11 protein-coding genes are annotated in these 12,977 nt (G+C 73.8%); 8 read left to right on the forward strand and 3 right to left on the reverse strand.

All coding sequences use genetic code 11. The features are described 5' to 3' along the window. The first annotated feature begins 133 nt into the window (after positions 1-133). Genes C892_RS0119330 through C892_RS0119350 form a run of 5 tightly spaced genes read left to right on the forward strand, consistent with a single transcriptional unit; the run spans position 134 to position 4,538 of the window. Positions 134-1,396 (forward strand): sugar ABC transporter substrate-binding protein, encoded by a 1,263-nt coding sequence (locus tag C892_RS0119330; protein ID WP_017558517.1) that lies wholly within the window; start codon positions 134-136, stop codon positions 1,394-1,396. A 1-nt stretch (position 1,397) separates the two neighbouring features. Continuing rightward, entirely contained in the window at positions 1,398-2,363 is a 966-nt protein-coding gene (locus C892_RS0119335; RefSeq protein ID WP_017539284.1) for a carbohydrate ABC transporter permease, read from the forward strand. Beyond that, positions 2,360-3,187, forward strand: a complete 828-nt coding sequence (locus tag C892_RS0119340) for a carbohydrate ABC transporter permease (RefSeq protein ID WP_017539285.1) — start codon at positions 2,360-2,362, stop codon at positions 3,185-3,187. Before C892_RS0119335 ends, C892_RS0119340 begins: the two co-directional genes overlap by 4 nt. After that, on the forward strand, positions 3,184-4,212 hold the full coding sequence (locus C892_RS0119345; protein ID WP_017558518.1) for a glycoside hydrolase family 3 N-terminal domain-containing protein: 1,029 nt from the start codon (positions 3,184-3,186) through the stop codon (positions 4,210-4,212). The genes C892_RS0119340 and C892_RS0119345 overlap by 4 nt, the downstream gene beginning before the upstream one ends. 32 nt (positions 4,213-4,244) lie before the next feature. Beyond that, positions 4,245-4,538, forward strand: a complete 294-nt coding sequence (locus C892_RS0119350) for a hypothetical protein (RefSeq protein ID WP_017558519.1) — start codon at positions 4,245-4,247, stop codon at positions 4,536-4,538. Positions 4,539-4,567: 29 nt separating this feature from the next. On the opposite strand, the gene C892_RS0119355 is transcribed toward C892_RS0119350, so the two are convergent. Further along, positions 4,568-6,109 carry a long-chain-fatty-acid--CoA ligase gene (locus C892_RS0119355; protein WP_017558520.1) on the reverse strand — a complete coding sequence of 514 codons (1,542 nt, stop codon included), beginning with the start codon at positions 6,107-6,109 and terminating at the stop codon, positions 4,568-4,570. Positions 6,110-6,201: 92 nt separating this feature from the next. Beyond that, complete coding sequence (locus C892_RS0119360; RefSeq protein ID WP_017539289.1) at positions 6,202-6,633, reverse strand: DUF6406 domain-containing protein; 432 nt, start codon at positions 6,631-6,633, stop codon at positions 6,202-6,204. A gap of 511 nt (positions 6,634-7,144) precedes the next feature. Here C892_RS0119360 and leuS point away from each other — a divergent pair. The 3 genes from leuS (at position 7,145) to C892_RS0119375 (ending at position 11,656) form a co-directional block, all read left to right on the forward strand. Next, a complete protein-coding gene (gene leuS / locus C892_RS0119365) occupies positions 7,145-9,640 on the forward strand; it encodes a leucine--tRNA ligase (RefSeq protein WP_026124491.1) in 2,496 nt (831 codons plus the stop codon). Positions 9,641-9,643: 3 nt separating this feature from the next. Further along, entirely contained in the window at positions 9,644-10,276 is a 633-nt protein-coding gene (locus C892_RS0119370) for a hypothetical protein (RefSeq protein WP_017558522.1), read from the forward strand. Between the two features lie 795 nt (positions 10,277-11,071). Continuing rightward, positions 11,072-11,656: a hypothetical protein gene (locus C892_RS0119375; RefSeq protein WP_239647448.1), complete on the forward strand. Its 585-nt coding sequence runs from the start codon at positions 11,072-11,074 to the stop codon at positions 11,654-11,656. Positions 11,657-11,856: 200 nt separating this feature from the next. On the opposite strand, the gene C892_RS0119380 is transcribed toward C892_RS0119375, so the two are convergent. Then, a complete protein-coding gene (locus tag C892_RS0119380; protein WP_017558524.1) occupies positions 11,857-12,954 on the reverse strand; it encodes an alpha/beta hydrolase family protein in 1,098 nt (365 codons plus the stop codon). Positions 12,955-12,977 lie beyond the last annotated feature (23 nt).

Genomic DNA, 12,977 nt, shown 5'->3' on the forward strand with positions numbered 1-12,977 from the left:
AGTGTCGTGGCCCGCGGCGGTGCTGTGGCGCCGGTCATAACATCCGTGTGACTTTTCTTCACAGCTCACCCGAGTGTGCGTAGTTTTTCTACCAAGTCCACCCCGGGGGCCGTGACCGGATGGGAGAGCGCCGATGCAGCCGATGATTCCCCGCACCGCCGCGGTACTGACCGCCCTGGCACTGACCGCCGCCGGATGCGGCGGGGGAGGTGACGACGAGGCGTCCGAGGGCCTGCTCGTGTGGATCATGGAGGGCACCAACCCCGACGCCACCGCCTACTTCGACGCCGTGGGCGAACGGTACGAGGAGGAGACGGGCACCCCCGTCGAGGTGCAGTTCGTGCCCTGGGCCGACGCCCACGACCGGTTCACCAAGGGCATGGCGGGCGGCACCCTGCCCGACGTCGCCGAGCTGGGCACCACCTTCACCCCCGAGTTCGCCGAGCTCGGGGCGCTGGCCGACCTGACCGGGCAGGCCGGGGACACCTCCGCCTACAACGAGGCCCTGGTCGAGGCCGGCACCTACGACGGGTCCCTGTACGGCATGCCCTGGTACGCGGGCGTCCGGTCGGTCCTCTACCGCACCGACGTGTTCGAGGAGCACGGCCTGGAGGTCCCCGAGAACTGGGACGAGCTGCGCGAGACCGCCGTCGCGATCTCCGAGGCCGAGGAGGACATGGTCGCCTTCCCGGTGCCCGGGGACGCCGCCTACTCGGTGATGCCCTTCGTGTGGGGCGCCGGCGGCGGCATCGCCGAGCGGTCCGGGGACCGGTGGGAGGGCCTGCTGACCTCCGAGGAGTCCCGCGAGGGCCTGACCTACTACACCGACCTGGCCCTGGAGGACGGGGTCTCCAGCACCGGCGCCGCCACCTGGAAGGAGACCGACGTCCAGGACAACTTCGTGGACGGCAACGTCGCCATGGCCATCTCCGGAAGCTGGACGCCGCGGGCCATCAGCGAGGCCGACCCCGAACTGGGCGAGAACCTGGGCGCCTTCCCCATCCCCGGGCCGGACGGCGGCTACAGCCCCTCCTTCCTCGGCGGGTCCCACCTGGGCGTGTTCGAGGGCGCCGACACCGAGGCGGCCTGGTCCTACATCGAGCTGCTGACCGGCGACGAGTTCGCTCGGCGGTGGACCGAGGAGAGCACCTACTTCCCCGGCAAGCAGGCGCAGATCGAGGCGCTGGCCGACTCCGAGGACCCGCTGGTCCGGCCGTTCGCCGAGCAGATCCTGGAGGCGGGCCGGGCCGCCCCCGTCTCCCCGAAGTGGGGCGAGGTCGAAGGCGCGCAGGTGCTGCCCGGCATGACCCAGTCGGTGCTCAACGGCGACGCCACGGTGGAGGAGGCCACCGAGACCGCGAACACCGAGATCGAGGACACCCTGAACCAGGACTGACGTGACCGCGACGACGACACCGGGGCGGTCCGGCGCGGCCGCCCCGCGCCCCCGCCCGCTGCTGACCCGGCGCCGCCGCCGCGCCCTGCTGCCCTGGGCGCTGCTGGCCCCCGGCCTGGCGGTGCTGGCGGGCCTGCTGCTCTTCCCGCTCGGCCGGGTGCTGTGGCTGTCCGTCCAGGACTACGGCTTGGACAACATCCTCTCCGGCGAGACCGACTACATCGGCCTGGACAACTACGCCGAACTGCTCTCCGATGGCTACCTGTGGCGGGTGGCGCTGCCCAACACCGCCCTGTTCGCGGTGGTCGCGGTCGCCGCCACCGTCGCCTTCGGCACCCTGGTGGCCCTGCTGCTGGCCACCCTGCGCCCGCTCGCGCGCACCGCGGTGATCAGCTGCGTGATGATCGCCTGGGCGATGCCTGCGGTCACCGGCACCTACGTGTGGATCTGGATCTTCGACGTGGACCGCGGCATCGTGCGCCAGGCGCTCGAAGCCCTCGGCCTGCTCGGCCCGGAGGGACTGAACTGGTTCGCCGACCGGGTGCTCTTCTACGGCATCGTCACCCTCAACATCGTCCACCACGGCTTCCCCTTCGTCGCGGTCACCGTGCTCGCCGGGCTGCTCACCGTCCCCCGGGAGCTGCACGAGGCCGCGGTGATCGACGGCGCCGGGGCCTGGCAGCGCTTCCGCCACGTCACCCTGCCCGTGCTGCGCCCGGTGTTCGCGGTGGTGACCATCCTGTCCACCATCTGGGACTTCAAGGTTTTCGCGCAGGTGTTCCTGATGCCCGGCGGGGACGGCGCCAACCGCCAGGTGCTCAACCTGGGGGTCTGGTCCTACCTGCAGGGCATCGTGCAGCGCGACTACGGCATGGGCGCGGCCGTCGCGGTCCTGCTGACCCTGCTGCTGCTCGCCGTCACCCTGGTCTACCTGCGCTCGATGTTCCGCGAGGAGGAGCTGCGATGACCCGCCGCACCCGGTGGAGGTGGGCCCAGGGGGTCGCGGTCGCCGCCCTGCTCGCCTTCACCCTCTTCCCGGCCTACTTCATGGCGGCCAGCTCGCTGGCGCCCGCGCGCAGCGTCACCGGCACCGAGGCGCTGCTGCCCTCCGAGCCGACCCTGGACAACTACCGGTACGCCCTGGCCGAGGCGGGGTTCCTCACCTACCTGGGCAACTCCCTGCTGGTGGCGGCGGTGACGGTGCTCGGCAGCGCGCTGCTGGCGCTGCTGGCGGCGGTGGCCGTCTCCCGCTTCCGGTTCCGGATGCGCACCACCGTGCTGGTGATGGTCCTGGTGGTGCAGATGGTGCCGCTGGAGGCGCTGGTCATCCCGCTGTTCCTGCAGGCCTCCTCGCTGGGCATGCTCAACTCGCTGCTGGGGCTGGCGGTCGTCTACATCGCCCTGTCGCTGCCCTTCGCCATCTGGATGCTGCGCGGCTTCACCGCCGCCGTCCCGGTCGAGGTGGAGGAGGCCGCCTACATCGACGGCGCCTCCTGGCCGCGCATGTTCTGGTCGGTGCTGCTGCCGCTGGTGGCGCCGGGCCTGGTGGCCACCGGCATCTTCTCCTTCATCACCGCCTGGAACGAGTTCCTGATCGCCTTCGCGTTCCTGGACGACGAGGGCTCCTACACGGTCGCCGTCGGACTGCGCCAGTTCTTCGGCCAGAACACCACGGATTGGGGGGCCATGATGGCCGCGTCCACGGTGATCACGATCCCGGTGATGCTCTTCTTCCTGTTCGTGCAGCGGGGCCTGGTCGCGGGCCTGGTCCAGGGGGCGGTGAAGGGATGAGCCGTGCGCTGGAGGAGGCGGCCGCCCGGGTGCTGATGCCCGGCTTCCTGGGGACCGCGCCGCCCCCGTGGCTGCTGGAGGCCTGCCGCCGCGGGCTGGGATCGGTGCTGTACTTCGCCCAGAACCTCGGCGGCGCCCCCGCCGCCCTCTCCCGGGAGCTGCACGGCGCCCGCCCGGCGCTGCTCATCGCCTGCGACGAGGAGGGCGGCGCGGTCAGCAGGTTCCACCCGGGCGGGGCCTCGCCGCACCCCTCGCACGGCGAGCTGGGGGCCGCCGGGGACACCGCCGCCACCCGGGCGACCGGGCGCGCCGTCGGCGATCTGCTGCGCGCGGCCGGGGTGGACGCCGCCCTGGCCCCGGTGGTCGACGTGGCCTGCGACCCGGACAACCCGGTGATCGGACCGCGCGCCTTCTCCGACCGGCCCGAGGAGGCCGCCGCGCACGGGGCGGCGTTCACCGCGGGCCTGCACGACGCCGGCCGGGCGGCCGCCGCCAAGCACTTCCCGGGCCACGGCGACACCCGGACCGACTCGCACGTGGGGCTCCCGGTGATCACCGCCGGGCAGGAGCTGCTGCGCACCCGGGAGCTGGTGCCCTTCACCGCGGCCGTGCGCGCCGGCGTCGACATGGTGATGAGCGGGCACATCGTCGTCCCGGCGGTCGACTCCGCCCCGGCGAGCGTGTCCCGCCGCTGGTACCGGCTGCTCCGCGGGGAGCTGGGCTTCGACGGGGTCGCCGTCACCGACGCCCTGGACATGAAGGGGCTGGCGGTGCACACCGGCGAGCCGGACACCGTGCGGGCGGTGGCGCGCGGGGCGGTCGGGGCGCTGGCCGCCGGGGCCGACCTGCTGTGCCTGGGCAACCCGGCGACGGCGGGCGGCACGGGGGAGGAGGCCTACCGCGCCGCGCACGCGGCGGTGCTGGAGGCGGTGGAGTCGGGCGCGGTTCCGCGCGCGCGGCTGGACGAGGCGGCAGGGAGGGTCGAGGCCCTGGCCGCGGTGGTGCACCGCTCGCCCCCGCCTTGACCCTCCCGTGCGCCTGGGCGACAGTGGGCCGGATGGACACCGCCGGTGCCGGGGACCGCTCCGCTCAGGACCGGGTCCCGGGGGACGGGGCCCCACCGCAGGGGCCCGCCGAGGACGACCACCCGATCGAGCCGGAACCGCCCTGGCCCAGGAGCCCCACCGGGGTGCGGATCCGCTGCAACCGCTGCGCCGAGCCCCGCCACTTCGCCGACCGGCACGCCGACCGGCCGGACGGGAACGGGCCCGGCCCGCACTGCGCCGTGTGCGGGCGGCGCATCGAGTACCGCTGCACGGCGTGCGGGGCGCCCTGGCGGCCGCTGTCCTGAGCCGCCCGGGCGCCCCGCACACCGCGCGCTCAGCGCAGGTCGCGCTTGAGGATCTTGCCGGTGGCGGTCATCGGCAGGGTGTCGCGGAACTCCACCAGGCGCGGGTACTTGTAGCCGGCCAGCCGCTCCTTGGCCCAGGCGATCAGCTCCTCCTCGCCCAGCTCGGCGCCCTCCTCGCGGACCACGTAGGCCTTGATCTCCTCACCGTGCGAATCGTGCGGCACCCCGACCACCGCGACCAGGCTGACCGCCGGGTGGGTGAGCAGGACCTCCTCCAGCTCGCGCGGGTAGACGTTGTACCCGCCCCGGATGATCATGTCCTTGGACCGGTCGATGATGAAGTAGAAGCCCTCCTCGTCGCGGCGGGCGATGTCGCCGGTGCGGAACCAGCCGTCCTGGAGCACCTGGGCGGTGGCGTCGGGGCGGCCGTGGTAGCCCTTCATCACACAGTGCCCGCGCACCGCGATCTCCCCGGGCCCCTCGCCCTCGACCTCGTTGAACTCGGGGTCGACCAGCTTCATCTCCACGCCCCAGACGGGTCGGCCGATCGAGCCGGTCTTGGCCTTGACCTTGGGGTTGTTGAAGGACACCACGGGGGAGGTCTCCGACAGCCCGTAGCCCTCCAGGATCTCCACGCCCAGCCGCTCCTTGACGTTGCGGGCGAGCTCGGCGGGCAGGGCCGCGCCGCCGGAGACCGCCGTGTGCAGCGTGGAGGAGATCTTCTTCAGGTCGTGGTCGCCCTTGGCGCCCAGCAGCCCCCAGTACATGGTGGGAACGCCGCCGAAGGTGGTGACGCCCTCCCGCTCCATGGCCGACAGCGCCTCGTCGCCGTCGAAGCGCGGCATCAGCACGATCGTGGCGTGCCGGTACAGCGCGGTGTTGAGCTGGGTGGTCTGGCCGAAGATGTGGAACAGCGGCAGCACGGCCAGGAACACGTCGTGCTCGGCCTCGCCGAACAGCGAGCTGGAGCAGACCGCGTTGTAGAGCAGGTTGTTGTGGCTCAGCTCGGCGCCCTTGGGCGTGCCGGTGGTGCCGCTGGTGTAGATGATGACGGCGGTGTCGTCGGCCTCGGTGCGCACCGAGGTGAAGGTGCCGGGCTGCCCCTCCAGGGCGGCCCACAGGGTCTCGGCGCCCGGGAGCGTCGACTCCTTGGCACCGGGCTCGGCCGGCAGGTCGATGTAGACCTCGCAGGAGTCGACCTGCTCGAAGGCGGAGCGGGCGCGCTCGCCCAGCGGCAGCTCGGGGGTGCCGGTGAAGGCGAACAGCGCCTTGGCCCCCGAGTCCTCCAGGTGGTAGGCGATCTCCCGGGGCGTGAGCAGCACGTTGAGCGGGACCACGACGGCCCCGGCCTTGAGCGCGCCGAAGTAGACGAACGGGAAGTAGGGCGTGTTGGGCGAGGCCAGGGCGACCTTGTCCCCGGGCGCGACGCCCCGCGCGACCAGCAGGTTGGCGACCTGGTTGGCGATCATGTCGACGAGTGCGTAGTTCAGGCGCAGGTCGCCGAAGACGAGGCATTCGCGCTCGGGCGCGTTCCGGGCGCCGTCCTCCAGCAGCACGGACAGGTTGAGCATCGCGTCTCCCAAGGGTGCGAGAGGGTGTTCCCGGTCACTTTTTACCGCAGGGTAACTTGCGGTGCCTGCACCGGGGGCCCACTCGCGGCCCGCTAGCCCTGCTCCCCGTCGGCCCGGGTGAGGGTGGTGCTGCTCGGCTGGGAGGGCGTGTCGCTCAGCCCGATCTCCGAGACCCGCCAGCGGTCCCCGGCCACGTCCAGCTCGCCGCCGAGGGGCAGATCGTGCTCGACGGCCTCCCCGCCCTCGGGGACCACGGAGATGGTGACCTGGGGGTCGTCGCCGGCGCGGTGCCCGGTCATCTGCACCGCCGCCATCGTCCCGGAGGCGGACTCCATGTTCACCGACGTGCCCTCGGTCAGCCGCACCCGCTCCTGGTTCTGGCCCAGGTCCGGGGCGGGGCCTTCGACGGAGGCGGTGTCGGTCTCCGCGTCGCCGGCGCAGGAGGCGGCGCCCAGGGCCACTGCGGCCGCCAGCAGGGCGGAGGGCAGGGCGCGGACGGCGCGGCGGACGGGGGTGGGGGTCATCGGGGCGCTCTCCAATTGTTCGGCGGCGGCGGGCGCGCGGGGACGGCGGACGGTGCCGTCGAGCGGACCGCTCACGGGCGGCCCGGAGCGGGCGCGCCGGGGGCGGCCACGGGTCGCCGCCCGCCGAGCATTGTCCCACCGGCCCTCAGGGCCCCGGGGCCGATCCCCCTCAACGAAGGGGTTTCCGGTTGGTGACAGCGCGGTCACCCGGTGCCCGGGCGCGCCGTTCCCGCCCCGATTGTCGGCACCGGCGCCTAGGCTCGGCCCCGCATCCGCAAACCCTCGGATCAGGCGTGCGGAGGCGGGGTCCACCGGGGGCGCGGTGGACCCCGCGGCGCCCGCCCGTCATGGCGGGGCCCCTTCCCCGATCGCGCTAACCTTGGAACCCAGGAAGATCCGGCTGGAGACGGCGCGGACCGTGCGGACCCACCGCACCGGGCGCGCCCGGTGCGGCCGAGGCGGCCGCACCCGGCGGCCAGGCGGAGCGAACCGGTAGAGGGACTATTCAGCGATGACAGCGGTTGAGGGAGACCGGGTGGCGGGCGACGTCTACGACGCTCGCGCCCTGCAGGACAAGTGGCAGGCCCGCTGGGCGGAGGACAACCCCTTCACCGCCTCCGAGGACCCGGGCGATACCCGTCCGCGCCGCTATGTGGTGGACATGTTCGCCTACCCCTCCGGCGACCTCCACATGGGCCACGCCGAGGTCTACGCCATCGGCGACGTCATCGCGCGCTACCACTTCCAGCGCGGGGACAACGTCCTGCACCCGATCGGCTGGGACTCCTTCGGCCTGCCGGCCGAGAACGCGGCCATCCGCAACGGCACCCACCCCGCCGAGTGGACCTACGCCAACATCGAGACCCAGGCCGAGTCGTTCCGGCGCTACGGGATCTCGGTGGACTGGAGCCGGCGCCTGCACACCAGCGACCCGGAGTACTACCGGTGGAACCAGTGGTTCTTCCTCAAGTTCTTCGAGCGCGGGCTGGCCTACCGCAGGGACGGGCTGGTCAACTGGTGCCCCAAGGACCAGACGGTGCTGGCCAACGAGCAGGTCGTGCAGGGCCGCTGCGAGCGGTGCGGGTCCGAGGTGGTGCGCCGCAGCCTCAACCAGTGGTACTTCCGCATCACCGACTACGCCCAGCGCCTGCTGGACGACATGGACCAGCTCCAGGGCAAGTGGCCCGACGAGATCCTGACGATGCAGCGCAACTGGATCGGGCGCTCGGAGGGCGCCGACGTCCGGTTCGCCATCGAGGGGCGCGAGGAGCCGGTCACGGTCTTCACCACCCGGCCCGACACCCTCTACGGGGCGACCTTCTTCGTGGTGGCCGCCGACGCGCCGCTGGCCGAGGAGCTGTGCACCGGGGACCAGCGCGCGGCCTTCGAGGCCTACCGGGCCGAGGTCGCCAAGCTCAGCGACATCGAGCGGCAGTCCACCGAGCGCGAGAAGACCGGCGTGTTCCTGGGCCGCTACGCGGTCAACCCGGTCAACGGCGAGCGGATCCCGGTCTGGGCCGCCGACTACGTCCTGGCCGACTACGGCCACGGCGCCATCATGGCGGTGCCCGCGCACGACCAGCGCGACCTGGACTTCGCGCTGAAGTTCGGCCTGCCGGTGCGCCCGGTGGTCGACACCGGCGAGGAGGACCCGTCCCAGAGCGGGCTGGCCACCGCCGGAGAGGGCACCCTGATGAACTCCGGGCCGCTGGACGGCCTGGCCAAGAGCGACGCCATCCCCCGGATCATCGAGATCCTGGAGGAGCGCGGCACCGGCACCGGGACCGTCAACTACCGGCTGCGCGACTGGTTGCTGTCCCGCCAGCGCTTCTGGGGAACGCCGATCCCGATCGTCCACTGCCCCGACTGCGGCGAGGTGCCCGTCCCCGAGGAGCAGCTTCCGGTGACGCTGCCCGACGACATGCGCGGCTCCGACCTGGCGCCCAAGGGCATCTCCCCGCTGGCGGCCGCCGAGTCCTGGGTCAACGTCGACTGCCCGCGCTGCGGCGGCCCCGCCCAGCGCGACACCGACACCATGGACACCTTCGTCGACTCGTCCTGGTACTTCCTGCGCTACCTGTCGCCGAACCTGGACACCGCCCCCTTCTCCGAGGACGCCGTCAAGCGGTGGGGCCAGGTCGACCAGTACATCGGGGGCAAGGAGCACGCCACCCTGCACCTGATGTACGCCCGGTTCTTCATCAAGGCCCTGCACGACATGGGCATGGTGGACTTCACCGAGCCGTTCGCCCGCCTGCTCAACCAGGGGCAGGTCATCAACCGCGGCAAGGCGATGTCCAAGTCGCTGGGCAACGGGGTGGACCTGGGCGCCGAGATCGACACCTACGGGGTGGACGCGGTCCGGCTGACCATGCTCTTCGCCGGCCCGCCCGAGGACGACATCGACTGGGCGGACGTGTCCCCCGGGGCGTCGCTGAAGTTCCTGGGCCGGGCCTTCCGGGTGATGGTCCAGGCCGGCGAGGCCTCCGCGCCGGGCACCGACCCCTCCGCCGGCGACCCGGAGCTGCGCAAGGCCACGCACCGGGCCCTGGCCGAGATCACCGCCGCCGTCGAGGACCACCGGTTCAACGTGGCCATCGCCCGCATGATGGAGATGGTCACCGCGGCCCGCAAGGCCATCGAGAACGGTCCCGGCGCCGCCGACCCGGCGGTGCGCGAGGCCGCCGAGGCCATCGCCGTCACGCTGTCCCTGGTCGCGCCGTACGCGGCCGAGGAGGGCTGGGAGCGGCTGGGCCACAAGGGCTCGGTGGCCGTGGGCAACTGGCGCGACGCCGACCCGGCGCTGCTGGTGCGCGAGGAGGTCACCGCGGTGGTGCAGGTCAACAGCAAGGTGCGGGACAAGCTGCAGGTCCCGCCGGACATCGACGAAGGCGAGCTGGAGCGGCGCGCACTGGCCTCGGAGAAGGCCCGGGCCTTCCTGGAGGGCAAGACGGTGCGCCGGGTCGTGGTGCGCGCGCCCAAGCTGGTCAACATCGTCGTGGGCTGACCCGTGCGCGGCCCGGAGGAGCTGTGGAGGTCGGCGCCGCCCGCCGGGAGGTGGGCGGCGGCCGGAGGCGCCGTGCTGGTCATCACCGGCGTGGCGGTGGGCGCGGCGCAGCTGGCCGAGAGGTCGGGGCCCTCGGCCCAGGCGGGGCCGGAGGACCGGTTCAGCGCGGCGCCCGAGTGCGCCTCGGTGCCCGAGGAGACGGTGGCCGACCTGGTCGACGAGGCCTCGCTGGACACCTCCGGCGGCGGGCTGATGCCCGACTCCGACGCGGTGCGCTGCGCTTGGACCTCGGTGGGCACCGACGCGGCGCCCCGGACGCTCCAGGTCGAGTTCCGGGCCCACTTCACCGACGCCTCCGGGGACACCACCGGGGCGGCGGCCGCCGCCGGCGCGGTGGCGGCGCTGGAGCCCTTCCAGCGGGGTGAGGTGGTCGCACCGGCCGCACTGGGCGAGGGCGCGCTGCTGGGCAGGGCGAGCCCGGCCGGGTCCGCGGGCGAGGCGGTGTTCCGCGACGCGAACCTGGTGGTGCGGGTCGTCTACACCGGCGCAGGGGACCCCGGCGGCGGCGCCATGGACGAGGGGCGGGCCCGCGAGGGGGCCGCCGAGGCGGCGGAGGCGATCGCCGCGTCGCTGTGAGGCCGGCGCGGGGCCGCGGTGGGACCGTTGTGAGCAGGGCCGGGAAGGGAACCGTTCCCGGCCCCGCGTGCATCGGAGTCCCCGATGCCAGGAGAGCCCGCGGGGCGCCGACCGAGACCGGGACTAGGGGAGTCGTTCATGGACCGATCACAGGAGCCCGGCCAGGCCCCTGAGGAGGCCCCTGGCCAGGACGGTGCTCCGGAAGCCACGGCCGGTCCCCGGGAGGGCGCAGAGCCCGCAGAGGACGCAGCGGTCCCGCGACCCGGTTCCCAGGAGGAGCCGGCCGCGGTCCGGTCGGAGCCGCAGGATGGTGCTCCGTCGGGCAGGGCCGAAACCCGGGAGGATGCCCCGGTTCGGGGGGCCGTTTCCCGGGAGGAGCAGTACAGAGCCTCATCGGGACCGCAGGCGGCTCCGGCCGGCGTCGCCCCTGTCCCCGAAGAGGCCCCGGGCGTCCCGTTCCATGGAGGGCAGGAGAGCGCACCGGGCGGAGCCCCCGGCGGGCACCCGAGACCTCACCACGGGCCCGCTCCGCAGGCCGGAGCGTCCCAGGCGGCTCCCGGCTCCCACGTCCCGCACCCGGGCCCGCAGGGGAGGCCGTACCCGGGTCACCCGCGTCCCGGGCCGACTCCGCCCGGACCACCTCCGGCGGGGCCCGTCCCGTCCGCCCCTCCGACCGGTCCGCCGCCGGGGAGCCCGCCTCCGGGGGGCCCGCACGCGCCCCCTGCACCCCCGCCGAGCGTTCCGCCCGCTGTGGCCGGCGAGCCGCGCTCCAGCCGCGGGTGCGCGATCGCGGCCGTGACGGCGCTCGCCGCCACCGCGCTGGCCCTGCTGGTCGGCGGGGTGTGGGCCGTGTTCGCCCTGACCGGTGTGGACCCGGGCTTCGAGGAGCTGCCCGAGTGCGCCGCCGCCGAGGGGGAGACCCTCGACGGGCTGGTGCCCGAGCACGAGGCCGAGATCGATGAGGGCATCGGCGGCCTGCCCGAGCCGCAGCGCCAGGGCGTGCAGTGCCGGTGGGCGACCACCGAGGACTCGCCGCACACTCCGTCGGCCGCGCGCGTGGTCCTGGTGCGCACCGAGGCCGACGCGCAGTCGTCCGCCGAGGAGGCGGCCGCCGGGCTGCTGGAGGGGGCTTCGGAGCGGCGCGACCGCACGGCCCTGTCGGGCCTGGGCGACGAGGCCTACTCCTGGTTCGAGCAGGAGAACGGCCCCCTGGGGTGGGGCTGCGTCGGGGTGCGCAGAATGAACCTGTACGCGGAGACGTGCTACACGTCGTCCGCCGACTTCGAGGGAACCGAGCCGGTCTCCGAGGCGGACATGGTCGACGGCGCGAAGCGCCTGGCCAAGGACCTCCAGTCCGAACTCGATGCCGAACTGGAATAGCCGGGTACGCGCCCTCCTTGGCGTTGATCTCGGGGAAGCCGGGGTAATACTCGCCGGTATTACCCCGACTCTCCCGAGATCAACGGGGGTGTCGGTGCGGGCGGCCGGGGGCCGGAGGGGTCCACCGCGCCGGCGGACACGACCGGCCGAGGGGAGCCCGCGCACACCACCGTGCTTTGAGGCGGCCCCGTGAACAGGGGTCAGAGCGTCCGGTCGAGGAAGTCCTCCACGGCAGGGGAGACCTCGTCGGCGAAGGGGCGGTCGGCGTCGGGGACCACGGCCCCGGGGCTGTCGTCGTACTCGCGGAACACGTGGTCCGCGCCCTCGATGTCGACGCGTTCCACACCCGGGCGCCCGCCTTCCTCCAGGCCCTGCACCAATCGGTCCACCTCGGCGCCGTCGACCTGGGAGTCCTCTGTTCCCCACAGGACGAGCGCGGGCATGCCCCCCGGAAGGTCCGAGGCCAGCTCCTTCGGGTCCAGGGCGTCGATCTCCCGGAGGAACTCGGCGTTCTGCTCGCCGAACAGTCCCGCCAGCGCAGGGTCCAGGTCCTCGGGCGGGTCCTCCCCGGCCCGCAGCCGGGCGGTGGACACCCGGGCGTCGGAGAGCAGCTCCTCGGCGTCGCTCTGCTCCATGCCGCCCTGGGCCTCTGCGCGGCGCAGCTGTCCCGTCAGCTGCCGGTCGATCAGGTCCAGGTAGCGGGTGCCCGGCGGGGCCGCGAGGACCAGGCCGGCGGGCTCCGGGCCGTCCAGGGCCCCGGGGGAGCGCAGCGCGAACAGTGCGCCCTCGCTGTGCCCCAGCACCAGGAGCCGGGACGGGTCCACCTCCGGCCGGGCGGCGAGTTCGGCGTAGGCGGCCGCCACCTGCGCCTCGAAGTCGTCGAAGCCCACGACCGCGTCCTCGTCCCGGGAGCCCGTGCCGGTCTCGCCGCTGCCGAGCTTGTCGTAGCGCAGGGAGGCCGCCCCGGCCTCGGCCAGCACCCGGGCGAAGTTCCGGTTGGTGTCGGCGTCCGGGCGGGCCGGTGCGTTGCCGTCCCGGTCGGTGGGGCCGCTGCCGGAGACGATGAGGACGCCGGGCACGGGCCCGTCGGCGTCCGGGGGCAGGGCGAGGGTGCCGTGCAGGGTGTCCGGGCCGCTGGTGAAGGAGACCTCCTGCTCCACGGGATCGGCCCCGGGCGGGGCGGCCCCCTCGGCCCCGCCGCCCGGTCCGCACCCGGAGGCGAGCAGCGCGGCGGCGGCCGCGACGGCGGCGGCGCGCAGGGGGGAGCGGGTCGGGGCGACGGAGGATCGGCTCGGCATGGACCCCACCGTATTGGCCCCGC

This window comes from Nocardiopsis baichengensis YIM 90130 (assembly GCF_000341205.1).
GTDB classification, from domain to species: Bacteria; Actinomycetota; Actinomycetes; order Streptosporangiales; family Streptosporangiaceae; genus Nocardiopsis_A; species Nocardiopsis_A halophila.